Annotated in this window: 22 protein-coding genes and 1 riboswitch; of the genes, 3 read left to right on the top strand and 19 right to left on the bottom strand. The window is 64.2% G+C overall.

Annotated elements, in window-relative coordinates; all coding sequences use genetic code 11:
- Positions 1–80 precede the first annotated feature (80 nt).
- A complete protein-coding gene (locus tag Q5Y75_RS06815; RefSeq protein ID WP_306195575.1) occupies positions 81–563 on the top strand; it encodes a rhodanese-like domain-containing protein in 483 nt (160 codons plus the stop codon).
- The gene (locus tag Q5Y75_RS06810) at positions 560–1,387 is read left to right on the top strand and encodes a CE1 family esterase (protein ID WP_306195574.1); all 828 of its coding nucleotides are present in this window, start codon (positions 560–562) and stop codon (positions 1,385–1,387) included. Before Q5Y75_RS06815 ends, Q5Y75_RS06810 begins: the two co-directional genes overlap by 4 nt.
- Positions 1,388–1,619: 232 nt before the next feature.
- Here Q5Y75_RS06810 and mdoH read toward each other — a convergent pair whose 3' ends face one another.
- From mdoH to cbiE, 14 genes are all read right to left on the bottom strand, one after another.
- Positions 1,620–3,494 (bottom strand): glucans biosynthesis glucosyltransferase MdoH, encoded by a 1,875-nt coding sequence (mdoH, locus tag Q5Y75_RS06805; protein ID WP_306195573.1) that lies wholly within the window; start codon positions 3,492–3,494, stop codon positions 1,620–1,622.
- Positions 3,491–4,996, bottom strand: a complete 1,506-nt coding sequence (locus Q5Y75_RS06800) for an OpgD/OpgG family glucan biosynthesis protein (RefSeq protein ID WP_306195572.1) — start codon at positions 4,994–4,996, stop codon at positions 3,491–3,493. The genes mdoH and Q5Y75_RS06800 overlap by 4 nt, the downstream gene beginning before the upstream one ends.
- Positions 4,993–6,210 carry an OpgC family protein gene (locus Q5Y75_RS06795; protein WP_306195571.1) on the bottom strand — a complete coding sequence of 406 codons (1,218 nt, stop codon included), beginning with the start codon at positions 6,208–6,210 and terminating at the stop codon, positions 4,993–4,995. The genes Q5Y75_RS06800 and Q5Y75_RS06795 overlap by 4 nt, the downstream gene beginning before the upstream one ends.
- A 23-nt stretch (positions 6,211–6,233) precedes the next feature.
- Positions 6,234–7,604 carry a tetratricopeptide repeat protein gene (locus tag Q5Y75_RS06790; RefSeq protein WP_306195570.1) on the bottom strand — a complete coding sequence of 457 codons (1,371 nt, stop codon included), beginning with the start codon at positions 7,602–7,604 and terminating at the stop codon, positions 6,234–6,236.
- A 181-nt stretch (positions 7,605–7,785) separates the two neighbouring features.
- Complete coding sequence (locus tag Q5Y75_RS06785; RefSeq protein ID WP_306195569.1) at positions 7,786–8,970, bottom strand: CaiB/BaiF CoA transferase family protein; 1,185 nt, start codon at positions 8,968–8,970, stop codon at positions 7,786–7,788.
- Positions 8,957–10,576 carry a thiamine pyrophosphate-binding protein gene (locus tag Q5Y75_RS06780; RefSeq protein WP_306195568.1) on the bottom strand — a complete coding sequence of 540 codons (1,620 nt, stop codon included), beginning with the start codon at positions 10,574–10,576 and terminating at the stop codon, positions 8,957–8,959. The genes Q5Y75_RS06785 and Q5Y75_RS06780 overlap by 14 nt, the downstream gene beginning before the upstream one ends.
- Before the next feature lie 68 nt (positions 10,577–10,644).
- Positions 10,645–11,118 (bottom strand): DUF302 domain-containing protein, encoded by a 474-nt coding sequence (locus Q5Y75_RS06775; RefSeq protein ID WP_306195567.1) that lies wholly within the window; start codon positions 11,116–11,118, stop codon positions 10,645–10,647.
- Between the two features lie 81 nt (positions 11,119–11,199).
- Positions 11,200–11,943, bottom strand: coding sequence for a precorrin-6A synthase (deacetylating) (gene cobF / locus Q5Y75_RS06770; RefSeq protein ID WP_306195565.1), 744 nt, complete (start codon positions 11,941–11,943; stop codon positions 11,200–11,202).
- A 59-nt stretch (positions 11,944–12,002) separates the two neighbouring features.
- On the bottom strand, positions 12,003–12,680 hold the full coding sequence (locus Q5Y75_RS06765) for an energy-coupling factor ABC transporter permease (RefSeq protein WP_306195563.1): 678 nt from the start codon (positions 12,678–12,680) through the stop codon (positions 12,003–12,005).
- Positions 12,681–12,728: 48 nt separating this feature from the next.
- Positions 12,729–12,917, bottom strand: a riboswitch (cobalamin riboswitch).
- Positions 12,918–12,953: 36 nt separating this feature from the next.
- Positions 12,954–13,673, bottom strand: a complete 720-nt coding sequence (cobA, locus tag Q5Y75_RS06760; protein ID WP_306195561.1) for a uroporphyrinogen-III C-methyltransferase — start codon at positions 13,671–13,673, stop codon at positions 12,954–12,956.
- Positions 13,670–14,989 carry a cobyrinic acid a,c-diamide synthase CobB gene (locus Q5Y75_RS06755; protein WP_306195559.1) on the bottom strand — a complete coding sequence of 440 codons (1,320 nt, stop codon included), beginning with the start codon at positions 14,987–14,989 and terminating at the stop codon, positions 13,670–13,672. The genes cobA and Q5Y75_RS06755 overlap by 4 nt, the downstream gene beginning before the upstream one ends.
- A gap of 4 nt (positions 14,990–14,993) precedes the next feature.
- A complete protein-coding gene (gene cobM, locus Q5Y75_RS06750; protein WP_306195557.1) occupies positions 14,994–15,788 on the bottom strand; it encodes a precorrin-4 C(11)-methyltransferase in 795 nt (264 codons plus the stop codon).
- The gene (locus Q5Y75_RS06745; protein ID WP_306195722.1) at positions 15,785–16,153 is read right to left on the bottom strand and encodes a cobalamin biosynthesis protein; all 369 of its coding nucleotides are present in this window, start codon (positions 16,151–16,153) and stop codon (positions 15,785–15,787) included. The genes cobM and Q5Y75_RS06745 overlap by 4 nt, the downstream gene beginning before the upstream one ends.
- Positions 16,150–17,349, bottom strand: a complete 1,200-nt coding sequence (gene cbiE / locus Q5Y75_RS06740) for a precorrin-6y C5,15-methyltransferase (decarboxylating) subunit CbiE (RefSeq protein ID WP_306195555.1) — start codon at positions 17,347–17,349, stop codon at positions 16,150–16,152. The genes Q5Y75_RS06745 and cbiE overlap by 4 nt, the downstream gene beginning before the upstream one ends.
- On the opposite strand from cbiE, the gene Q5Y75_RS06735 reads away from it, so the two are divergent.
- A complete protein-coding gene (locus Q5Y75_RS06735) occupies positions 17,348–18,112 on the top strand; it encodes a cobalt-precorrin-6A reductase (RefSeq protein WP_306195553.1) in 765 nt (254 codons plus the stop codon). The two genes, cbiE and Q5Y75_RS06735, sit on opposite strands and share 2 nt — an antisense overlap.
- Here Q5Y75_RS06735 and cobJ read toward each other — a convergent pair.
- Genes cobJ through cobN form a run of 5 tightly spaced genes read right to left on the bottom strand, consistent with a single transcriptional unit; the run spans position 18,085 to position 24,605 of the window.
- The gene (gene cobJ, locus Q5Y75_RS06730; RefSeq protein WP_306195551.1) at positions 18,085–18,837 is read right to left on the bottom strand and encodes a precorrin-3B C(17)-methyltransferase; all 753 of its coding nucleotides are present in this window, start codon (positions 18,835–18,837) and stop codon (positions 18,085–18,087) included. The genes Q5Y75_RS06735 and cobJ overlap by 28 nt on opposite strands.
- Positions 18,834–19,562, bottom strand: a complete 729-nt coding sequence (locus tag Q5Y75_RS06725) for a precorrin-2 C(20)-methyltransferase (protein ID WP_306195549.1) — start codon at positions 19,560–19,562, stop codon at positions 18,834–18,836. The genes cobJ and Q5Y75_RS06725 overlap by 4 nt, the downstream gene beginning before the upstream one ends.
- The gene (locus tag Q5Y75_RS06720; protein ID WP_306195547.1) at positions 19,559–20,188 is read right to left on the bottom strand and encodes a precorrin-8X methylmutase; all 630 of its coding nucleotides are present in this window, start codon (positions 20,186–20,188) and stop codon (positions 19,559–19,561) included. The genes Q5Y75_RS06725 and Q5Y75_RS06720 overlap by 4 nt, the downstream gene beginning before the upstream one ends.
- Entirely contained in the window at positions 20,188–21,315 is a 1,128-nt protein-coding gene (locus tag Q5Y75_RS06715) for a ferredoxin-like domain-containing protein (RefSeq protein ID WP_306195545.1), read from the bottom strand. The genes Q5Y75_RS06720 and Q5Y75_RS06715 overlap by 1 nt, the downstream gene beginning before the upstream one ends.
- Entirely contained in the window at positions 21,312–24,605 is a 3,294-nt protein-coding gene (gene cobN, locus Q5Y75_RS06710) for a cobaltochelatase subunit CobN (RefSeq protein WP_306195543.1), read from the bottom strand. The genes Q5Y75_RS06715 and cobN overlap by 4 nt, the downstream gene beginning before the upstream one ends.
- Position 24,606: the final 1 nt, after the last annotated feature.

Genomic DNA, 24,606 nt, shown 5'->3' with positions numbered 1-24,606 from the left:
GGGGTTGGGGGTGTCAAAGCGCGGGCATTTTGCAACGAATATGTTAGGTAGCGGCAAGCAATAGGACTGAGATCGGTGCCATGACGGAACCTCGAAAAACCGGGATTTTGACGCGCAGGCGGATTCTTGTTGGCGGGGCGTTGGCCGTGGCCGCCGGGTTTGCCGTTCGGGAATACCGTTTGATCCCGCCCGCCTATGCAGGCGGCAAGCTGACGGTCGGCGAGGCGCGCGACAAGGCGGCGGCTGGTGAGATCGTGCTGATCGATATCCGCCGCCCGGATGAATGGGCGCGCACCGGGGTTGGTGCAGACGCGCATCCCATCGACATGCGGCGCAAGGATTTCATCGCAGCCCTCCAGGAGGTTGCCGGGTCCGATACCAACCAGCCCATTGCGCTGATCTGCGCCCGCGGCGTACGCTCGGCGAACATGAGCCTGCGCCTGACCGAAGCGGGCTATACCAACATCATAGACGTGCCTGGCGGCATGCTGGGATCACGCTCTGCGACCGGCTGGCTCGATGCCGGTCTGCCTGTTGTGACGTTTGAGGAGAATGGTGGATGATCCGTGCAATAGGACTGTGCCTGGCCCTATCCTGGCTGGGGCAGGGCGCTCTGGCGGGGTGTGGTGATCTTGAGGGTGCCTGTGAAATCGACACCGGCATCTATCATATCGAACTGCCCGACACGCCGAAAGAAAGCATGCCTGCGGTGATCTTCCTGCATGGCTATGGCGGGTCCGGTCAGGGCGTGCTGAAAATGCGCGGCATGGTCGAGGGCTTCAAGGCGCGCGGCTATGCGGTGATCGCGCCCAGCGGCGAGCCACGTAACGGCGATGGCCCCCGATCCTGGGTTTTTTATCCCGGCTGGGAGGGGCGCGACGAGTTGGGATTCCTGCAGGATGTGCGCGCTGACGCAAGCGCGCGGTTCGGTATTGATCCTGACCGGACCATCCTATCCGGGTTCTCGGGCGGCGGTTTCATGGTCTATTACCTGGCCTGTGACACGCCGGATGCGTTTGCGGCCTATGCGTCGGTTGCAGGCGGGTTTTGGCGACCGCATCCCGAGGCGTGCGCGGGACCGATTCGCCTGTTTCACACCCATGGCTGGACCGACAATGTGGTCCCACTTGAGGGCCGAGAGCTGGGCGGTGGTCGCTTCCGGCAGGGTGATATCTTTGCCGGGCTGGAAATCTGGCGTGCGGCAAATGAGTGCGTCGATAACCGGCCTGACGGGTTTTCCGAAACCGGACAGTTCATGCGGCGCAAGTGGACCCGCTGTGTTGAGGGCAGCGCGCTGGAATTTGCGCTGTTTCCGGGCGGGCACCAGATACCGCAGGGCTGGGCCGACATGATCGTCGATTGGGCCGAGGGGCTGCCCGGAAGCTGAGAGGTTCCGGGCGCGCGCATAGCACGCTGAACCATGAGCGCGCATGGCTCGTTCCGGACTCTGCGCCCTGAATTCTTTGCCAAAAGCCCGAAATTCCAAGCAGATGCGAAGGAGCCGTGACGGGCTCCCACGCGGGAGCGCACGATTTCATTCAATGAAATCGGACCGGAAACTTTGAAAGTTTCCGTCACCCGGATGCCTCGTTATCCCGACAGCCACCCAACGTGGCGGATCATTCCGCAGGGGTCACCGCGCCCTGACCGTCCAGCAGCGATTTCAATTCGCTGCGATAGGTGCGTGCGGTGCGGGTGATCGCCGGTTCGCGGAAATCCTCGCGCATGCCCAGCAGACGTCGCGCCGCGCCGGCGCTGACGCCGCTGAGCGCGGATAGTGGCACCGCCAACGTCAGGCTCAGTGCAATCGGGATCAGCCAGGCCGAGACCACGCCTGCCAGGATGCCCGCCGTCAGCATCAGCCCGCTCGCTGTTTCCAGCGCGTGGCAGATCAGCAGCGTGCGCAAGCCATAGCTGCCGCCATCGCGGGCCTGCGGCGACCAGCCTCTTTGCACTCCCAGCAGGCTGCGGAAAACTGCGATCATCTGTTGCACCATCAGGATCGGGGCGTAGAGGATCGACAGGCAAATCTCGGACAGAAAGGACAGGCTGAACCGCCCGCCGCCGCCAAACTCGCGATAGCGCGCGCCGGTCAGCGGCAGCGCCGCCGCGCCCAGCAGTTTCGGGGCCAGCAGCATCGCATACATCAGCACAATGATCAGCGCGTGGCGCGCTTCGGTCATCTCGGGCCATTGCGGGAACATCGGGTTGTCTGGGCTGAAATAATGCAGAACAGAGGCATCTTCGCCGCGCCCGATCAGCGCCCACATCACCAGCAGGGCAAACCAGATCGGCGACAACAGATAGCCGATCGCACCATGGAACATGTGAAAGCGCGAGATCGAGCGGAAGCCTTTCGAGCCCAGCAGGTTCAGGTGCTGCAGGTTGCCCTGACACCAGCGCCGGTCGCGCTGTACGTGGTCAATCAGCGTCGGGGGCGTTTCCTCGTAAGACCCGCGAATGCGCGGCAGGAACCGAACGCTCCAGCCCGCGCGGCGCAAGAGGCCCGCCTCGACAAAGTCGTGGCTCATGATCAGTTGCTCGCGGCCCGTCAGCGAGCGCAGGCGCGGCAGGCCCGCGCAATTGGCAAAGGCCTGCGTGCGGATGATCGCGTTATGGCCCCAATAGTTGCCCTCTTCGCCACACCAGCGCGCGAGACCTTCGGCGAAGGCCGCGCCGTAGACGCCATTGGCAAACTGTTGCACGCGGGCAAAGACCGATTGCGCGCCGATCAGCTGCGGAAAGCTCTGCACCAGACCAGCGGAGGGATCGCGCGCCAGCGCATCTGTCAGGCGCACGATGGCGCGCCCGGTCATTAGGCTGTCGGCATCCAGCACCAGCATGGCGTCCCAATCGGCCCCCCAGTTGCTGATCCAGTCAGAGATATTGCCCACCTTGCGGTCGGTATTCTGCACGCGACGGCGGTAATAAAGTTCCAGGTCAGGCGCGAGCGTGGTGCGCAGCGCCTCGATACTGGCCTGTTCCTGTGCGGCGATAGCGTCATCGCGGGTATCGGACAGGATGAACATCGCATAATGATGCGCGCCGCCGCGGGCCTTGAGTTCTTCCAGCATGGTGCGGGCATTGCCCAGCACATACCAGGGCACCTCGTTATAGACCGGCATCAGCAGCGCCACACGCAAGGGCTGCGGGCGCTCACGCACCCGCTGCGGTGCCCGGCGCGACAGCGAGACCAGCCCAAGCAGCACGGTGCTGACCGTGAAGGTGATCCAGAAGAAATTGAACGAGATCAGGCCCAGCAGGATGCCTTCGACCAGAGAGACGCCCTCATCCGCGAACCAGTCCTGCATCACCCAGACGAGCCCCAGAGTAGCTGCCAGCGCCGGGGTGAAGGCAAGAAAGCGCCACAGCCATGCGGAATCCGCACCCCTCGCCCCGCGCGGGACATCGGCGTCGCGAAAGCGCGCGCCGAAATCCTGAACCGGCATCTCCAGTTCGGCCCGGGGCGGCATGATATGCAGAACCTGCCTCATGTGGTGGTCCACCGGTAGAGCCAGACCTCGGAGGCGGGTTTGCCATCGCGGCGCAATTGCGCCCGCAGTTCCACATGGTCGCGATCGGCAGGTTCGAACCCGAAGGCTAGCCGCAGCCCGCCGGTATCTGGGTTGCGCTGCAACACACCATCGGTGACCTCGGCATGGGGCGAATAGGTGATGACGTCGATCTTGTCGATGTCGTCAAGCAGTGGCGCGTCTTCAAAATCGACTACCGCTAAGCGACCCTCGCCAAAGGTGTTGTCGCCCATGGCGGTGTTGATGACGCGGGGCAGGGCGGTGCGGTTGGGCTCTTCTCCCCAGGTCAGGCGATAGGCGATATCGACCTGCTCGCCCGCCGCATACGGGGTCGCGGGACGCCAATAAGCGACGATATTGTCATAGATTTCCTGATCCGCCGGAATCTCGACCAAAGTCACCGTGCCTTTGCCCCATTCCCCTTTGGGTTCGACCCAGAGGCCAGGGCGGCGGTGGTAATTGGCCTCAAGATCGGCGAAATCCGAGAAGCTGCGCGAGCGCTGCAACAGCCCGAAACCACGCGGGTTGCGGTCAACAAAGGACGAGATCTGCAGCCGGGTCGGGTTGGCCAGCGGGCGCCAGATCACCTCGCCCGCACCGTTCTCGATCATCAGCCCGTCGCTGTCATGTACGGCGGGGCGGAAATCGTCAAACCGGGTGTGGTTGGTTTGATCGAACAGGAACATCGAAGTCAGAGGCCCGATGCCCACATGGTCCAGCTCTTCGCGTCCAAAGAGCGTCGCCTCAACCTCCATCACGCAATCCTCGCCGGGCGTGATGTCAAAGCAGTAGGCACCGGTCACGCTGGGGCTATCCATCAGCGCATGCACGACCATGTTTTGCTGGCCCGGTGCGGGGCGCTCCAGCCAGAAGCGGATGAATTCGGGAAACTCCTCGCCATCCGGCTCGCCGGTCTTCAGCGCAAGGCCGCGGGCGGACAGGCCATAGGCCTCGTCCAGACCGATGGCACGGAAATAGCTGGCGCCCTGGAACACGCAGAACTCATCGGTCAGGCCGGGTCGGTGCATCTCTGTGCGCAGCCGAAACCCGGAAAAGCCCAGCGTTTCATCCGAGGGCAGTTTTGGCACGTCTTCGGATTTGTTGAACATCGACAGATCGAAACCGACCGGCGTCGCATTTCCATCCTCGACTGACAGGATCTGGACCGAGCGCGGGAAATAGAGGCCGGGCGCGAAGAAATCGATATTGAAGGGCGCGGGCGTGTCGCGCCACAACCCACGATCCAGATTGAACCGGATCGAGCGATATTGCTCATAGGTCAGGTCCTGCCAGGGCTGCGGAACCGCATCGCGCATCGCATAGGGACGGCTGGCCAGTTCGCGGGCCTGTGCAATCACCACGGACCGGTCAAAGGGCACGCCCGAGCCGCTCGCAAAGCCCAGAGCGGGTGCCAGAGCGAGAGCCGATGTCGTGGTCAGAAAAGCACGGCGGGTCAGGGTCATGACTTGGACTTCCAGGGTTGCGATTTGAACCAGGCGGCGGCATAGGCCACCCCGATTAACATTGCAAAACCAATGAGGTTAGCAGCGGTCACGCTGGCAAAGTTTCGCCCAGCGGTGTCTAGAAACACGCCGATCAGGCGGGCGGCTGCCATCGAGAACACAAAGACCGCAAGCGATTGCTGGCCGACCTTGGTGATCCAGGTCAGCATCACCCGCCAGACCTGTGCCAGCGCTCCGGTTCCGGTTGCCACCAGTCGTTGGCCCTTCTCCCCGGCGACAACCCAGCCCAGATAGGCCAGTGCAAGGAAATGCATATAGCGGAACAGGCCGAAATCGGTCTTGTCGCGGAATTCCTTTGTCAGCGGCCAGACCTCGCGGATTGCATCCCCGACCTGTCCGTTCCAGGCATCGACCCACAGGAACACTTTCCAAGACCCGAAGGGCGCGGACAGAACCAGAAACAGCGCGCTGATCCAGATCAGCACCTTCGAGACCGGCGGGGCCGGAATCCAGCCGCGCATGAACGCAAAGCCGGTGAAGAACAAGAGCTGCCAGCCGAACGGATTGAAGAACCATTGTCGGTCCGACCAGGGTTCGGCGGGTAGGGCCAGCACACCGGTCTGGGCCACGGCCCAGATGCTGACCGAGGTCAAAGCAGCGGCCCAGAAGCTGATCCGGTGCAGCGCCATGAAAAGCGGCATCATCGCCAGCACCACCAGGTACATGGGCAGGATGTCGAAATAGTTCGGCACATAGGTGAGGGTGAACAGGCCGACCAGTTGCGATGCAGGGTCCTTGAAGAAGTGCTGCAGGTTCAAAGAGCTGACGTAACTCTTTTCAAACGCCCCAGAATTGTCCAGTGCAGCCATCGACATGAGCACAAAGAAGAACAGCGCGATATGCGCCCAGTAGACCTGCCAGATGCGAAACGCCACGCGCGCGGTGCCCATCCACCAGCCCTTGCGCAGGAAGGCCCCGCCAAAGGCAATCGCCGAGGCCATGCCCGAGCAGAAGACAAAGATCTCGGTAGCGTCGGAGAATCCGAACCGGGCCGGAATCCACTTGGCCCAGGGGTCGCCGGGAATATGGGCGATAAGGATGATGAACATCGCGATACCGCGATAGAAATCCAGCCTCGGATCGCGGGTGCGCGCGGGTGTATCCGCGCGATCCCGGACCATCGCAAAATCGGAAGCGGGCGAAATCGTCGCCATACTGTTCAGGTCCTTCCAGGTCGTTATTCGGCGGGCACGCTTTGCGCGTCCGCGCCACCCCGACCGGCTGCGATCAATGCGCGGCGGGCCAGAGCATAATTGTCTTCACCGCCCGCGCGTTTGGCCTGCCGGTCGTCGAGAATGAGTTCGACCGCGTCCAACCGCCCGGCGCGCAGACCGGAATCGATGGTGAGGCGTTCAAACACATCCCGCTGGGCATGTGAACCGCCTGCGAGGTGCATTTTGTCGCGGGCCATCAACAGGTTATCGAAGGCTTCGCCATAGCGGCCCTCGCCAAAGGCACAGAGCCCGTTGGCCGCCGCAACACCCGGATCGGCCATGCGGCGTGAGACATCGCAATCGCTGCGCTTGGCATCGGCGTGGATGCGGGCCAGCATCCGGGCACCAGCCTCGCCATGGTCGCTGCCGGTCAGGGCCAGCAGGTAGTGCAGATCGGCAAAGATCAGGCAGCCATCCTCGGTTCGCGAGGCGCTCAAATTGGCCAGTTCGTCCCAGCGATCGCCGACATCGACACCTTCCAGTTCCAGCCGCATCAGGAGAGAGGTGGCGTTCGAGATATCGCGGTAGTCGTCAGTGCGATCCTTGCGAATCTCAGCGTCATAAAGCTCCATCACCCGGTCGACCTGACCCAGGTCGAGATGCATCAGCGCCTTGTGCCACCACACATGGTAGCGGAAATTGTTGCAATGCGCCCAGGCGGCCTCGCGGCCTGACAGCCATTCCAACCCGGTTTTGGCATTGCCTGTCATGTCATGCACATGCGCGACCGCGTGCAGGCCCCAGGCATCATCGGACACCATCCAAAGCGCCTGACGCCCGGCGATCTCGGCCTTTTCATAGGCCCCGGTTTCTTCCAGCGAAAACGCGTGACAGCCCAGCAGGTAGCCACGCCCGGCATGGTCGGGGGCGTATGCAGGCATCACACGCTCAATCGAGCGGCGCATGCCTTGGGAATCGCCCAGCACAAAGCGGCAGGCATGGCTGAGCTTCATCGCGAGTGTATCGTCGGGATGATCGCGCAGCACTGTCTCAAAGGTCTGCACGGCGCCGGTCTGGTTGCCGTTCAGCCACAGCCGCAGCGCCTCGACATATTTCTGTTCGCGTAAGGTGATCGATCCGTGCCGCGCCGCATCTTCGGCTAGGGTCAGCGCCTCGGCGGCGGTCGCCATCAGTTCGCGGCGTCCCAGCAGCGACAGGAACATGCCCTTGACCGCGTGACCCAGCGCAAAATCGGGCTCCAGCGTCAGGACCTTGCCGAGATGTTCGGGGGTGACCGCCGCATGCGCCAGGAAGCCCAGAAGAACGCCATCCCATGCCTCGGCGCTGTCCGCGCGTGTCAGGCTGTTCATCTGTCCAAAAACGTCTTGTTTCATGCCGGGGTCCACTCTGTAATTTTTCGTAAGGCTGCCATTGCCTTAGCAAACTCTATTCAAGGCCAGTAACAGTATCGACCGTGCTCGCGAATTGGTGAAACGACGTGTGCGGAAAACGCGAAAAAATCCGCCGATTGGGTGGCATGTTTCAGCCGAACGCCGCCAAAACAGGCAATGTGTTTCAATCGTCGAAGGGGGTGTCGCTGCGTAACACTTGATCGGTATCGGCATCGAAGACAGGCGGCGCGTGGCGGTAGGTGACCGGGGTGCGCGAGAGTTTCAGCGGATTGCCGATCAGATCGACGGGGCCAGGTCCGGCGGGCAATGTCAGGCGCATGTCGCGGGCCGCCACCTGATCACCGGCAAAGACCTGATCGAGAGTCTGTACCGGGCCGACCGGAACCTTGACCGCCTCCAGCCCAGCGATCACCTCGGCGCTGCTGCGCTGGCACAGGGCGAGCCGCAGAATGGCGTTCAACGCATCGCGATGCGCCAGTCGCTGGGGGTTGGTTGCGAAACGCGCGTCCCGAGCGAGGTCGGGCTGGTCGATGAAGGCGCAGAACCGCTGGAATTGCGTATCGTTGCCGACAGCCAGAATGACATGGCCATCAGCGGTTTCATACACATCATAGGGCACAATGTTGGGATGGCCGTTGCCGCGCCGCTGGGGCGTGTTGCCGGTGGTCAGATAGTTCACGCCTTCGTTGATCAGCCAGGCGATCTGCGAATCCACCAATGCGATGTCGATCTGCTGGCCCTCGCCGGTGCGCTCCTTGTGGCGCAGCGCGGCCAGAATACCCACGGTGGCGTACATGCCGCACATCACATCCGCGATGCCAACGCCCACCTTCATCGGACTGCCCTCGGGATCGCCGGTCAGCGACATGATCCCGCCATAGCCCTGCGCCATCAGGTCGTAACCGGGCTTCGAGGCGTTCGGGCCGGTTTGTCCGAACCCCGAGATGGAACAATAGACCAGCCCCGGCAGCTCAGCCGAAAGCGTGGCATAATCGAGCCCGTATTTTGCCAGCCCGCCGGGTTTGAAATTCTCGATCAGGATATCGGCCTCACCGGCCAGTCGCTTGATGGTGGCCTGCCCTTCGGGGGTGGTGATATCAACCGCCACGGATTTTTTATTGCGGTTGGCGGCCATGAAATAGGCGCTGAGATCGCTGGGATTGCCATCGGCATCCTCGGCATAGGGCGGACCCCACTGCCGCGTGTCGTCGCCGCCCGTCGCGGGGTTTTCGATCTTGAGTACGCTGGCCCCTAGATCCCCCAGCAATTGCGTGCAGGTCGGTCCGGCCAGAATACGGCTGAGATCCAGAACCTTGACCCCGCTCAATGCACCCTCAGATACGGCCATCATAACCCTCGCGGTCAATCTCGGCGGCGATTACGGTGAAACGGTCAGCGCTTTGCGCGGCCTCAAGCGCGGCGCGCAGTTCGGTGCGGTTGCGCACTGTGTGACCATTGCCACCAAAGGCCCGCCCGATGGCCGCAAAATCATGGTGCCCGAAATCCACGCCGCGGTTCGTCATCTGTCGGCCCCTCTGTTTCAACTCGATCAGCGCAAGGCTGGCATCGACGAAGACCAGAAAGGTCGGGTTGCCGCCGAGTTCTGCGGCGGTCGAGAGTTCCCCAGCCACCATTAGAAACCCGGCATCGCCGGAAAAGCTGATGACGGGCCGATCCGGTTCGGCCAGTTTCAACCCGATGGCCATGGGCACCGCGCAGCCCATCGTGCACAGGGCCGAGGACTGGATCAGTCCGCGCGGCTCGGAGCAGCCCCACATCTGGCTAAGCAGGATGCGATGCGCGCCGCTATCAGCGGTGGCCAGCGTTGTGTCCGGCAGGGTGGCGCGGGTCTCGGCGATCACAGCCGCCGGTCCCCATTCGTCATCGTTGGGGAAGGCCGCAGCCAGCGCGCGGCGGGCCTCATCGGGCTCGTTCCCGGACCATGTCGGGCGTGCCGGGATGCCCTTGGCAAGGACCTCCAGAGTGGCGGCGGTATCGGCCACAAGGTTCACCCCGGCCTGATGCATGTAGTGATCGTTGGGCGCAGCTGCGACATCGATCACGTTCTGCGTTGCCGGGTCCCAGATCTCGCGCCAGCCGGGACGCATCTCGATCGGATCATAACCGATGCAGAGCACCAGATCCGCGCGTTCGACCAAGGGCACAAGGTGGCTGTCGGCCAATGGCGACAGGCCCGCGCCACCCAGGCAGAGCGGATGGTCTTCGGGGATCACACCTTTGGCTTTGTAGGTGGTCACGAAGGGGATGCCGAAATGTTCTAGAAAGGCGCGAGTCACGCAGGCCGACCCGTCATAAAGCACATCCAGCCCGATGATCGCGATGGGCCGCTCGCTGGCGGCCAGCCATTTGCGCGCCTGTTCCACCTCGGTGCCGCAGGGGGCGACCGGGGCCGCTGGTGCCAGACGGCGCAGGCGCGGGGGCGCGACCTGAGTATCCGCGACCGAGATCGGCACGTCGATATGCACCGGGCCGCAGCGCTGTTGCATCGCCAGCGACACCGCCTTGTCAGCCACGATATCGGCGCCTTTGGCGGTCATCCGGAACGTGCCCTTGGTGATAGGGCGGAACACCTCCTGATGATCCATCACCTGATGGGTGTAGGTCAGCGCCTCATCCGCATCGACGCAGCCGGTCAACACGATCATCGGCACCCGGTCCTGCTGCGCGTTGGCGACCACATTGATCCCGTTCATCGCACCCGGACCCAGCGTGGCGAGTAGGATGGCAGGCGCGCCGTCGCGGTGATGCACGGCCTCGCCCATGAAGCCCGCCGCGTTCTCGTGCTTGGCCAGATGGAAGGTGATCCCGGCCTTTTCCAGCGCATCGACCAGAGTCAGCACCTCACCCCCCGGCATCCCAAACGCGTGGCGGCATCCCGCCTCGTAGAGCCTGCGGGCCAGAAGGTCAGCGGCGCGAATGGTCTGGTTCTGCATCAACGGGTCTCCGAACAAGCTTTGAGCGGAGATTGCGCGTTGCGCGTCCGGAGGCAAGTGGAATCACGTCACTGTGAGGTCACGGCAGACTTGGCGATGGCGTCAAAGCGGCCATCCAGCTCTAGTGCAATGGCCTGCAATTCGGTGCCACCCTCTGCATAGGGCGCAAAGACAAAGGACGGGGTTTTGTAGGAGAGCGTGGCCGTCCCGTCTGCATTTTCGGTCACATAAAGCCGGATCGGCGCTTCGATCATCGCTGCGGTTGAGGTATTCAGAACGCGCACCGCAAAGTCGTTGTTGAAGACACCAATGACACGATTGCCCGGTATGGTGATGCCGCGCGCTGCGGCCGCCTTGGTCGGCCCGGCCTGGGTCACGACGATCAGCCCGTTCTCTTTCACGGCAGCTTTCACGTCGGTGACGAGTTGGTCGTAGGATTTACCGGTCGGCAGCACCGCCCATCCCTCACGCGCCACCATGTCTTTTGCATGAGCTATACTGGCAACCCCCAGCGCGACAATAAGGCAAGCGATTCTGATCATGGCATTCTCCCGATCTTTTTCGCCTTGATGCCATGTTATGGGGGAAGGCGGCATCACATTTGCGTGGATTACACGGCCCGCTCAGCCCGCGCGCTTGCGCAGCAGATAGATATCCATGATCCAGCCATGCTCGGTGCGGGCTGTGGCGCGTGTGTCGATGATTTGCCGGGATACCTCGTGCAGCGGGCCATGGATCAGAATCTGTTCCTGCATCCCGACAAACGCGCCCCACCAGATGTCATAGCGGTCGGGATCGAGCGACTGAAACGAGCATTCACCGTCCAGCATCACGGCGACAGAGGTGACCGGGTCAGGCCAGCCCTCGTCCCGTATGCGGCGTCCGGTTGTGACGATATAGGGCGCACCCAACTCGTTGATCGGAATCGCATGAGCGGCGGTCAGCGCCTGAATGGCGGTGATGCCGGGAATGACCCGGATCGCCGGTTTCGGCTCCAGCCGGTCGGCGATGCGCAGCGAACTGTCATAGAGCGAGGGATCACCCCAGATCAGCAGGGCGACACGCTTTGCGTCCTTGTGGCGCGCAATGGCCTCCTGCCAGCGCTGCGCAATGGCGTCATGCCAGTCCTCGACCCCTTGCAGGTAACCGGCGTTGGCGCGGCGCTTGGGAATATCGAAATGGGCCAACGGCGGCGGGGTATCGCTCAGATCGGTGATGATCTGCTCACGCAGACCGGCCAGATCCTCTTTGCCGCTGCCTTTGCGGGGGATCAGGATCAGGTCCGCCTCACAGATCGCGCGCGCGCCCTCGCGGGTCACGTGATCCGGGTTGCCGGTGCCAATACCGATCAGGAAAAGCTCTTGCATAACAGACAATGGCTCCGGCCTGTGTTGAGCCGGAGCCATCCTTTGCGCGTTAGATTGGATCAGGCCGCGTGATAGAGGCGCGGGGTCACCAGGCCAGAACCCTTCATACCTTTCAGCGACTTGGCACCGGCCAGAACGGCGAGGTCAAAGACCGGCTCGATCAGCACGACCAGCATATAGGCCAGACCAAAGCTGCCAACGGCGGCCATATTCTCGGCACCGAACCCCTGACCGTAGAAGGCCCAGAAAGCGACCCAGGCGATCACGCCGCCCTGATAGGCTGCCGACAGTTTCAGAACATCGGTGTAGCCCAGATCGACATAGGCGACGTTCTGCGGCAGCGCGCGCTTGGCCAGCGCATGGATACCAAAAAGCGGCACCAGCAATGTGGTGATGTTCACGAAATACATCGGCACGTCACTGGGCGCGAAGAGCAGGCCCTGAATGGCCAGGCCAGCGGCCAGACCAACCGCAGCGGGTGCCGCACCCAGAATCAGCAGCAGCGTGGTCCCCAGAATGAAGTGAACCTCGGAAATGCCGACCGGGAAATGCGGCAGCACCTCGAAGAAGATAAAGACGCCCAGTGTGGCGGCGATGGAACGCGCAATGAACGAGGTCGCGGCGCGTTCTTTCAGATCGTCTGCGATCAGTTTCAGAGAATACCCAGCGGCAGCGGCTGCTGTGCCGTAGGCGAAAACCATTTTTGCGCCATGCACGACGCCCGGTTCGATATGCATTTACTGTCTCCTTCCCGCCATCCCCGGCGGATACGTGTGCCGGTTGTCCGGCTGTTTCCAATCACGGCAGGTTTCCTGACTCACGGATCGTCACAAGCGAGGGCCTTCCCGGCGGTGTGCCAGTGGCGATTGCCACGCTTGCTTCCCGATTACAGTTGCGGGGGCAGTCGGGGATTTGCACCCCATTCCCTTTTCCCCGGACCTCGCGGCCCGAGCACCGTATCTGCACTCTTGTCTTGCCTGCCCCAATTGGGTCAACCCCAAAAGCGGCATTCATTCATCGGCAAGCGGCCCATAGAGGATTAACGCAGGGGCAGCGCCGATTTCAGCGGTCAGTTTTTTCGACAGATCCCCCATCGTCGTCCGATGCAGCGCCTGATCCGGGGTCGAGACGGATTCGGCCAGCAGCGCGGGAGTGTCCAGCGGCAGGCCCTTTGCGAGCAGCGCCTCAACCAGCAGCGGAAAGGTACGTTTGCCCATGAAAACCACCGTGGTGGCCATCGGGTCAGCGAGCGCAGTCAGGTTCAGGTCCTCGGGTAGCTTGCCGCTGACATCATGACCGGTCACGAATTGCACCCGCCGGGCGGTCAAACGCCGGGTCAACGGGATGCCCGCTGCTGCCGCTGCTGCGCAGGCCGATGGAATGCCGGGGATGATTTCGTATCCGATCCCGGCATCGCGCAAGGCCACCAACTCCTCCTCCAACCGCCCGAACATGCCGCCATCGCCGGATTTCAGCCGCACCACGCGGGCGCCGGTCTGCGCATATTCCACCAACAGGCGGCTCACATGGTCCTGTTTGGGCGAGGGGCGACCGGCTCGCTTGCCCACGCCCACCAGATCGGCCTCTTCGCGCGCATGGCTCAGGATCGGGCCGCTGCTCAGATCGTCAAACAGAACCGCGTCAGCCTGTTGCAGCCGGTCCACCGCCTTGAGGGTCAGCAGTTCGGGGTCACCGGGGCCGGAACCGACAAAAGACACAAACCCGGTCATGAGCACGCCTCGGCGATCAGGTGAAAGAAGGTGCCCGTCACATTGCCGCGCCGCGATCCGGTTTGCGGGCCTTCCACACCTTCGGCATCGACAACGCGGGCCAGCGGCGCATCGGGCTGTTCGACAATCGAGGAATAGTGGAATTCATGCCCGCGCAAGGCGGCTCCGGCTTCAAAGCCGGGCATTGGCGCGCTCAGGGTGGCCTTGCGGTAGCCAAGGTTGAATTTGCGCTTCTCATAAGAGGTCACCAGCCCGAGCAGCCCCGCCATCTCGTGCCGGTTGCCCTCATTGTCGATCAGGGCCTCACCCAATGCCATATAGCCACCGCATTCCCCATGCACGGGTTTGGTTTCGGCATGTCTGCGCAGGCCGGTCAGATAGGTCCGCGCCCCGGCAAGCGTGCCCGCATGCAGTTCCGGGTAGCCGCCGGGCAGCCAGACCAGATCGGCATCTGCTGCCGGGGCCTCATCAGCCAGCGGCGAGAACGGCAGGATCTCGGCCCCTGCTGCGCGCCATCCTTCCAGAAGATGCGGGTAGGTGAAGGAAAACGCGGCATCACGGGCCAGCGCGATCCGTTGCGCCGGAGGGCGCGGCAGCGCGGCTGACGATGGCCCCTTGGGGCCTGAGGAAGACGCTGCCCCTTTGATTGCCTCCAGATCGACATGTTCGCGCAAAAAAGCCGCATAGCCCGCGATGGCGCTTTCCAGATCGGGATGTTCCACCGCCTGGATCAGACCCAGATGCCGTTCGGGCAGGGTCAGATCGCCCCGGCGCGGCAGTACGCCCAGCACCGGCAGGCCCGCACGCTCCATACCCAGCCGGGTCAGGCGTTCATGGCGCGGGCTGGCGCAGCGATTCAGGATCACACCGGCAAAGGGCAGGTCGGGGTTGTACATCCGAAACCCCAGCGCCGTGGCCGCCGCCGATTGCGCTTGACCGCTAACATCCAGCACCAGAACAACCGGCCAGCCCATGCGCAGCGCGGTCTCGGCGCTGGTGCCGTGGCCGGTCTCTCCCGGCTTTGCCACCCCGTCGAACAGCCCCATGGAGCCTTCGGCCACCACGATATCCGCTCCCGCCACCTGTGCCGCTATGCCGCCCAACAGAGCCTCATCCATCGCCCACGTATCGAGGTTGAACGAGGCACGTTTCGCCGCCGCCAGATGAAAGGCCGGGTCGATGTAATCCGGCCCGCTCTTGAAGGGCTGCACCGCCAGACCGTCTTCGGCCAGCGCCCGGAGCAGCCCCAGCATCACCGTGGTCTTGCCGGTCCCCGATGAGGGGGCCGAGATCAGCAGGCCGGGAGGGTTTGTCATCGCCTCAGTCATCCCCATGGCTCCAGCTCGACCACGGGCTGTCGGCGCTTTGCGGCCGGTAGCGGCGGTCATAGGTCTTGGAATAAAGACTGCTTTCGTCAAAGCCTTCGCCTGCCAAAGCCGGGCCAACCAGGATGAGCGCGGTGCGCGAGATGCTTTCGTCCAGCGCCTCTTTGAGGGTCGCAAGCGTAGCGCGGACGATCCGCTCATCAGGCCAGCTTGCGCGATACACCACAGCCACAGGGCAATCCGCGCCATAAGCCGGGGTCAGATCACCGATAACCGTGTCCAAGTTGCCGATCGACAGGTGAATGGCCAGCGTCGCCCCGGTGCGGGCGAAGTTCTTCAGTGTTTCACCTTCGGGCATGGACGAGGCGCGCCCCGGCGTGCGGGTCAGCACCACCGATTGCGCCAGCCCGGGCAGGGTCAGTTCCGTTCCCAAAGCGGCGGCCGCGGCGGCGAAAGACGGCACGCCGGGGGTGACGCTGACGGGAATGCCCATCGCTTTCAGTCGCCTGATCTGCTCGCCCATGGCAGACCAGACCGACAGATCCCCGGAATGCAGCCGCGCCACATCCTGGCCCTCGGCATGGGCGGCGGCGATCTCGCCCATGATCTGATCCAGATCCATCGGTGCGGTGTTGATGATCTTCGCGCCCTCGGGGCAATGGGAAAGAATCTCTTCCGGCACCAGGGACCCGGCATAAAGGCAGACCGGGCAGGCGGCGATGATGTCGCGCCCGCGCAGGGTCAGCAGGTCGGCGGCGCCCGGCCCGGCGCCGATGAAGTGTACGGTCATGTCTGTCCTCCGATGGCGACCGCGCAGGTGGCGAGGCGGTCGGTCGAGATATGTCTGGGGGCGATCAGCCGCGCATCCGGCCCGGCTGCGGCAAGGGCCGCGGCCTCGGCCACGCTGCCGGTGCCGCGCTCGGTCGCGCTGCGTTGCGATTGGGTAAGTGTTCTGGTGGCGCTGAGCGCATCGGCCTCAACACGCAGAACCGGCAGGTGCAGGTCGGCGGCCAAAGCGGTCAGAGCAGGGTGCGCCGCCTTGTCATCGGCCGTGGCCAGCGCGGTAACAAAGTGATCTTGTGCCGCACGCTGATAGACATCATGCAGGCTTTCTGCGGTCGCGGCAGAGGCAAACCCGATCCCGGCCACGATCATAGCGTCACACTCCATTGCACCACCGGATAGGCCGCTTTCCAGCCCCGGCGCGGCCCCAGCGGACCTGCCTGCGCCAATTCGATCCGCAGCAAATCGCCGCCCAGCTTTTCGTGCCAATGAGCCAGCAGTGCCTCGCTTTCCAGTGTCACCGCATTGGCGACCAGCCTTGTGCCGCCTGGCAGATTGGCTTTGAGCCATTCCAGCAAGGCCGCACTCAGCCCGCCGCCGACAAAGACGACATAGGGCATGGGCAAACCGGCCAGTGCCTCCGGCGCTTCGCCCTGCACCACGTTCAACCGGTCGACCCCCAAAGCGTCGGCGTTGCGGCGGATGCGCTCCGCCCTTTCGGCGCGGGGCTCGATCGTGGTTGCCGTCAGGCTGTCATGGCGCAGCAGCCATTCGATCCCGATCGAACCGCTGCCGCCGCCGATATCCCACAGATGCTCACCCGGTTTCGGAGCCAGCGCGGACAGCGTCAGTGCCCGGATCGGGCGTTTGGTGATCTGCCCGTCGCTTTCAAAGACCTGATCCGGCAGCCCGCTCGCTTTGGAGATAGCGCGGCCTTCTCCGTCTATCTCAAGGCCAACGCAAACCGGGTGCTGGATGTCATCAAACGACAGCGCTTCAGCCGTTGTCGAGCGGCGGCGTTCGCGCGGTCCGCCAAGCGCCTCTAGCACATGGAGGTGACTGTCGCCGAACCCCATCTCGTTCAGCCAATCGGCGAGGGTCTGAACCGCCGCGCCATCCCGCAGAAGGACCAGCATCCGCACGCCCGGCGACAGATGCGGGCGCAAGCGGGTGAGCGGAGCGGCATGCAGGCCCAGCGTCAGCACCTGTTCCAGAGGCCAGGCAAGGCGGGCGGCAGCCAGCGAGAAGCTCGATTGGCCGGGCAGGGCGGTCCATTCGTTCGGCTCGAAGTGCCGCGCGATCACGCTCCCCGCACCAAACCAGAAAGGATCGCCTGAGGCCAGCACCACAACCCGCTTGCCCCGAAGGCGTTCGAGCAGCGGCAACCCGTCCGAGAATGGCACCGGCCATTCCACCCGTTCCGCCGCACTTTCGGGGATCATAGACAGGTGGCGGGGCGGGCCCATCACCACCTCGGCGCTGTCGAGAATTTGGCGGCTTGCGGGGGGCAGGCCATCCGGTCCATCTTCGCCCAAACCGATGACGGTCAGCCACGGATGCTCAGCCATGTCGCACCCCGCGAACCCCAACATTCTGATCCTGGGCGGCACAAGTGAGGCCAACGCGCTGGCCCGCGCGCTTGCCGATCGGGGCCTGAACGCAACCTATTCTTATGCGGGCCGGGTGGAGACACCGCGCCCGCAGCCCCTGCCAACCCGGATCGGCGGCTTTGGAGGTGTCGAGGGCCTCTGCGCTCATATCCGCGACAACGCCGTGACCCATGTGATCGACGCCACCCACCCGTTTGCCGCCCAGATGAGTCGCAACGCGGTTGCTGCCTGCGCGCAGACCGCTACGGCCCTTGCGGCGCTGGCGCGCCCGGAATGGCAGGAGCGCGCGGGTGACAGATGGCAGCGGGTTGCGGATATCGCTGATGCGGTCGGCGCACTGGCAGGACCGGCCAAACGGGTCTTCCTTGCGGTTGGACGCCTGCATCTGGATGCGTTCGCCGCCCAGCCTCAGCACCGCTATTTGCTTCGGCTGGTGGATGAGCCGGGATACCTCCCGCTGCCTGATGCGGATGTGGTGGTCGCACGAGGCCCCTTCTCGCTGGAGGATGATATCGCGCTGATGGCCCGCCACGAGATCGAATTGCTGATTTCCAAAAACGCTGGCGGCAGCGGCGCGCGCGCCAAGATCGACGCGGCGCGAGTTCTGGGCCTGCCGGTCCTGATGATCGACCGACCCGTTCTGCCTGCGCGCACCGAATGCGCCACGCCGGATCAGGTTTTGGACTGGCTCGCTCATTCCGGGGTGAACCTTGGCGTGTAAAGGATTGGCGGACCTTGCCTTTCGATGATCCTGGTGCGCGAAGAGCCGACGATCACCATGGTACGCATATCGGCCATCTCGGGCGTGGCCTCACCCAGCGTCGAGATGTTCAGCGCTTCATCCGGGGTCGAAACCGCGCGGGCGAACAGGATCAGCCGCTCGGGCTCACATTCCTCGCGCAGGATTTCCAGTGTCTTCACAAAGCCTTCGGGGCGGGATTTCGAGCGCGGGTTGTAGAAGGCCATTGCGAAATCCGCCTGCGCGGCGAGGCGCAGGCGCTTTTCGATCAGGCCCCAGGGCTTGAGATTGTCGCTGAGGTTGATGGTGCAGAAATCATGGCCCAGCGGTGCGCCTGCGCGGGCCGAGGCGGCCAGCATGGCGGTGATGCCGGGCAGCACTGAAATCTCAAGATCGCGCCAGACGACGGGGCCATTTTCAACCGCTTCGAACACCGCAGAGGCCATCGCAAACACGCCGGGATCGCCGGAGGAGACCACCACCACGCGCTTGCCTTCGGCCGCCATTTGCAAGGCATGTTGCGAGCGGTCGATTTCAACCCGGTTGTCCGAGGCATGCAGGGTCAGCCCCGCGCGTTCGGCCACCCGCGCAACATAGGGAATGTAGCCCACCACATCGGTGGCCTTGGCCAAGGCGTCGCTGACCTCGGGCGTGACCAATGCGGCATCGCCGGGGCCAAGCCCCGCGATCCTGACCCAACCGCTCATGGCCGCCGTCCTTGCCCATGCACGATGATGATCGAGAAATAGGGCGTGATCCCGTCACAGGCCTCGCTGAGCTTGGTGACCGTCTGATTGGGCATCTGCGCATATTCCACGATCCAGGCCCGGTCATAGAGCCCGGCGGATTTCAGCGCCCGTTTCACCTTGTCGATATTGCGTCCGATCTTCATCACCACCAGCGCGTCGGTCTGCGCCATGCGTTCCACCAGCGCCGTCTCGGGCAGGGTGCCGACCAGCACGGTCAGCACATCATCTCCCCAGGTGATGGGATCTCCCGTCGCCGTCCAAGCGCCGGACATTCCGGTGATCGCGGGCACCACCTCTACCGGAGCTTCGTCGCGCAAGCGACTGTAAAGATGCATGAAAGATCCGTAGAAGAACGGATCGCCCTCGCAGAGGACAACCACGCTCTCGCCCTGATCCGACAGGTCCTTTAGCCGCGCGGTGCAGTCTTCGTAGAAATCCGCCAGCAATTCGTTATAGCGCGGATCGGTCACCGCGATTTCCGTGGTCACCGGGTATTCCATCGGGAATTCAGTGGCCGTTTCGGGGATCATGCCATTGACGATCTTGCGGGCCTGCCCGGTGCGGCCCGCTTTGCGAAAATAGGCCACATGCTGCGCGCCGCGCAGCAGCCGGTCGGCGCGGACGCTCATGAGGTCCGGATCACCGGGGCCGAGGCCGAGGCCATATATGGTGCCAACGCTCATTCGGCGCGACTCGCGATGGCGTTGATGGCGGCCACGGAGATCGCAGAACCGCCCAGACGGCCCTTGACGATGCAGGAGGGGACCGGCTGTGCCTCCCACAGGGCGTCCTTGCTTTCCACCGCGCCGACGAATCCCACTGGGCAGCCAATGATGGCGGCGGGGCGCGGGCAATCGGGGTCTTCGAGCATGTTCAGCAGGTGAAACAGGGCCGTGGGCGCATTGCCGATGGCCACCAGCGCGCCAGCCAGATGCGGGCGCCAGAGCTCCAGCGCTGCCGCCGAGCGGGTATTGCCCATCTCGGCGGCCAAGGGGCGCACGCGCTCGTCATGCAGGGTGCAGATCACCTCGTTCTCGGCAGGCAGGCGGAACCGTGTGACACCTTCGCTGACCATCCGCGCATCACACAGGATCGGCGCGCCCGCTTCCAGCGCGGTACGGGCGGCGGTGACGAAACCGGGCGAGAAATGTACGAAGGCTTCCAGCCCGACCATGCCGGCGGCGTGGATCATGCGCACGGCCACCTGCTCCTCATCGGCGTCAAAGCGGGTCAGGTCAGCCTCGGACCGGATCGTGGCAAAGCTTTGCTTGTAGATCGCCGCGCCATCGGTTTCGTATTCATAAGGCATCAGGTCAGGTCCATACTCATGAGGTCTTGGGCGGTCAGGCCGCGCTGGCAGGGCTCATCCCCTGCGCGGCCCTGTTTGACAAGATCAAATCGACCGTCGCGGCCCACCAATGTCAGGTCACTCGGGGCGATCCGGGCGCAGCCCTTGGCGCAGCCCGAGACATGCAAAGCGCCGCCTGTACGTGGGGCCAATGCCCGGGCCAGCGCCCGCGTTTCCACTTGCGCCTGCGGACAGAGTGGGGCGCCGGGGCAGGCGTCGGTTGTCATGAGCGGATCTGTGCCGCTGGTCACAAACTCCGCAGGAGTGAGCGCCGCCCCGCCTTCCAGCAGGAACAGCCGCCAGGGCGTGACACGCAGCGCCGAGGCCCCGGACGCGTTGATCAGGTCGGACAAGCCCCGTGCGAGAAGCTGGCCGAAGGGCGCGCCATAGAGCGGACCCAGGGCAGTCTGGCCCGGCTCGATCCGCTTGCCTTGCGGCCCCGGTTTGTTGCCTTGCCACTTGGTGGGCAGGGCTGTTGAGCCAATCAGCCGCGCCATGCGTCGCGCCTCCGGCGTGGCGTTTTGCGAGAACCAGCAGGCAAGCTCGATCAACCGGGTGATCGCATCGCGCTCGGTCACGGTCCGCCCGGTTTCGGCCCCGTCAGCCCGCAGGATCAGCCCATCCTGACCACGCTCGATCCGGATATCGGCAGAGTCGCGTGCCAGCAGACGCTCGCGACTGGTATCGATGGCAAATCCAAATTTCGCGGGCAGGGCGGGCAACTGGTCCAAACGGTCGATCAGTTCCTGCGTCAGCCGCGCCGTCAGGTCGTCCTGCCGATAAAGCGGTGAGACCAGAATGTTGCGCTTTACCTCGATGCCCGGCTCGGCGTCCAGCAGACCAAGTGCCGACAACTCCTCCAGCAGGGTCTGATGATCGGGTTCGGCCACGCCGCGCAGTTGCAGATTGGCGCGGTTGGTCAGGTCGATGGTGCCATTGCCAAACCGCTCGGCTGCCGCACAAAGGCCCAGGGCCTGATCGGCGCTCAACCGCGCCAGCCGGGGCCGCACCCGCACGACCAGCCCGTCGCCGGACATCATCGGACGATGGGCGCCGGGGCACCATCCCTGCACCACGGGGGCGGTCATGAGCCTGCCTCCAGCCCGGCGCGGATCGAGTTGCGGCGGGTGTCCCAAAGCCCGGCCTCGTAAAGCGCGCGGAACTTGTCGGACATGGCCTGATGTGCCTGCGGATTGGCCTCCTGCAGAAAGGCATCCACATCAGGATCGCCCAAGGTGGCATCGTGATAGAGGTCAAAGAGATGCGGCGCGACGCTGTCAGACAGATGCGCAAAGCTCGCCATATGATCCAGCGTTGCGGCGATTTCGGCGGCACCGCGGAAACCGTGGCGCTGCATGCCCGCGATCCAGCCTGGATTGGCCGCGCGGGCACGCACCACGCGGGCGATTTCCTCGGGCAGGGTGCGGGCGCGGGGCGTCGCCGGGTTGGTGTTGTCGAGATGGTAGAGCTTGGCGCTGCCGCCGGTCACAGCCTTGGCCGCCGCAAACCCGCCCTCATGAGTGGCATAGTCGTTGGCCAGCAACAGGTCGGATTCGGCCAGGTCCTGCGGATGCACGAAACTGTCCGCTTGGGTCACGCGGTCGCGGATGCCGTCGGCGTCGCGGACAATATGCTCGCCCTCCAAGGCAAAGGCGCTGGCATCCAGCCAGGCGTCGCCAGCGCCCTTGCGGGCGTCATCGGTATAGGTTTCGCTGAGATGCCCCATGCCCAGCCCGTAGCTGCCCGGCGCTGGCCCATAGACGCGTGCGGCAGGGGCCCGCCCGGCATAGGGGTTCCAGTCGGCGGCCTCGTCGCGCGCGCTTAACGCGCGGATTGCTTGCCCGTAAAGCGCCGACAGCGTCGGGAACACATCGCGGAACAGGCCCGACACCCTGAGAGTCACGTCCAGGCGGGGACGGTCCAGATCGGTGATCGGTAGCACTTCGACACCCGAGACGCGTTCCGAGCCCTTATCCCAGACCGGTTTCACACCCAGCAGGTGCAGCGCCATGGCAAATTCTTCACCCGCCGTGCGCATGGTGGCCGAGCCCCAGAGATCGACGATCAGCCCTTTGGGAAAATCGCCTTCTTCCTGCAAATGCCGCCGCACCAGTTCTTCAGCAAGTTTCACACCCTGTGCAAAGGCCGCCCGTGTCGGCACCGAGCGGGGATCGGTCGTATAGAGGTTGCGCCCGGTGGGCAGCACATCGTCGCGCCCGCGATAGGGCGAGCCGGAGGGGCCAGCGTCGATCCGCTTGCCCGCGAGCGCATCCAGCAGGGCGCGGCGCTCAGCTTTTGCCGAGTGGGCAGCATCAAAGGGGCCTGCGACCTCGGGCACGCGGCCAAAGATGTGCAGCCCGTCGCCGAACTGGCTTTCCTTGATGTCGCAGACGAAGCGGTCGATGCGGGTGATGGCCTCGGCACCGCAGGTGGCCTGATCCAGACCCAGATCGCTCTCCAGCCCGATCGCTTGCGCCTCGTCGCGGATATCTGCCTGCAGGCGGTCGCGGCGTTTCGGGTCCAGCCCGTCGGCGTTCGAAAATTCGTCCAGCAGCGCCTCCAGCCGCACCATCCGGTCCGGCGTGCCGCTTTCTTTCAACGCGGGCGGGATATGGCCCAGCGTCACCGCCCCGATCCGGCGCTTGGCTTGGGCGGCCTCGCCGGGGTCGTTGACGATGAACGGATAGATCACCGGCAGGTCACGGATCAGCGCCTCGGGCCAGCACTGCGATGACAAGGCGACGGACTTTCCGGGCAGCCATTCCAGCGTGCCATGGGCACCGATATGGATCAGAGCATCGGCGCCAAGGGCCTTTCGCAGCCACAGATAAAACGCCACATAGCCATGGCGCGGGGTGCGCGACAGGTCGTGATACTCGTCCTCGCGCGTCTCGGTCGCGCCGCGTTCGGGCTGCAACGCAACCAGCGCCTTGCCGCGTTGGAGGGCGGCGAAGTGGAACGCATCTCCGACAAAGATTGGATCGTCCTCGGGCTTGCCCCAGACGGTTTCGAGGTCGGTGCGCAGTGGCTCCGGCAGTTCGCCAAGGGCTGCCAGATAGTCCTCCAGCGGCCACAAAATCCGCGCGCCCGGCAATGTGTCTGCAATTGGCTCCGCCGGTGCCGTGTCATAGCCGTCCTCGTGAAGATCACACAGCATCGCCTCAGCCGAGGCGAGCGCGTCCAGACCTACCGCATGGGCCATCTGCCAGTCCTTGCCGGGGTAGGTCGACAGGACAAACGCGGGCACCTGTTCGGCTTTCGCTTTGGTGTTGAGGTTCAGCCAGCCCGACACGCGGTCGATGATGGCCTCAATCCGCTCCGGCTCGGCCCGATGGGCGAAGCGGGAATATTCCAGATCGGGGTCGCGCTTGCCCGGTTCTTTGAAGGACGCGATGCCCGCCGAGATGCGCCCGTCCACCTCGGGCAAGACCACGTGCATGGCCAGATCGGCGGGCGAGAGACCTCGCTCTGCTTCTTCCCAGGCCTTGCGGCGCGAGGTGGACAAGGCAACCTGAAACACGGGAACCCCGGCGGCATCCAGTGGTGACTTACCGGATGCGCCTTTGCCCGAAAACGAGGTAGCGTTGATGATGGCGGCGGGTGCAAGCGCGACCACCTGTTCTGACAGCCAACCCGCCGCGCGGGGCGCTTTCAGCGAGGGCGCAAAAAGCCCGACCGCCTCAAACCCGCGCGCCCGGAAGGCTCGGATCAGCGCGGCAATGGGGGCGGTATCGGCGGAGGTCAGGTAAGCGCGGTAGAAGCTGATCAGAATGCGCGGTTTGTCCGCCTCAAAACCCGTCTCGGGGGCGATCACACCGCGATCGGGGCACCATGCGCCACATTCGGGAATCGTCTTGGCGCCCATGACCGGCCCGGCATAGAGCCCGGTTGCCAGCGCCATCTGTGCCAGCGCCGCCTGCGCGGCCACCTCGCCGCCGGTGTCACACAGATGCGCCAGCCGCCTGAGCGTCGAGACGGGTAGGGTGGAATAGGCATCAAGCCGCGTATCCTCGCGCCCATCGGCGGGCAGAACCGCCAAGGCGAGGCCCTTTTGCTGTGCCAATGCCAGAACCTGCTGCAGTCCGTAAGACCAGTAAGGCACGCCGCCGATCAGGCGGATCAGGATGCCTTTGGCCCCCTCCAGCGTCTGTTCCACATAGGTGTCGACAGACAGGGGATGTTTCAGCGCGGTCAGGTTGGCGAGCCTCAGGGTCGGCATCCGCCCCTCGGGCCCGCCGCCACGATGCCAGCCTGCCGCAAAAGCGCCGAGGTCACTGTCCGAGAAGGACAGCACTACCAGATCCGCCGGGCTCTGGCCCAGATCGGTTGGGGTCTCCGTTTCCTCTAACCCGTGGCTTTCGCGGAAGACGACGTGCATC

The sequence above is a fragment of the Ruegeria discodermiae genome, assembly GCF_030758345.1.
Taxonomy (GTDB): Bacteria; Pseudomonadota; Alphaproteobacteria; order Rhodobacterales; family Rhodobacteraceae; genus Ruegeria_C.
This window is presented reverse-complemented; position numbering and strand designations above follow the sequence as displayed.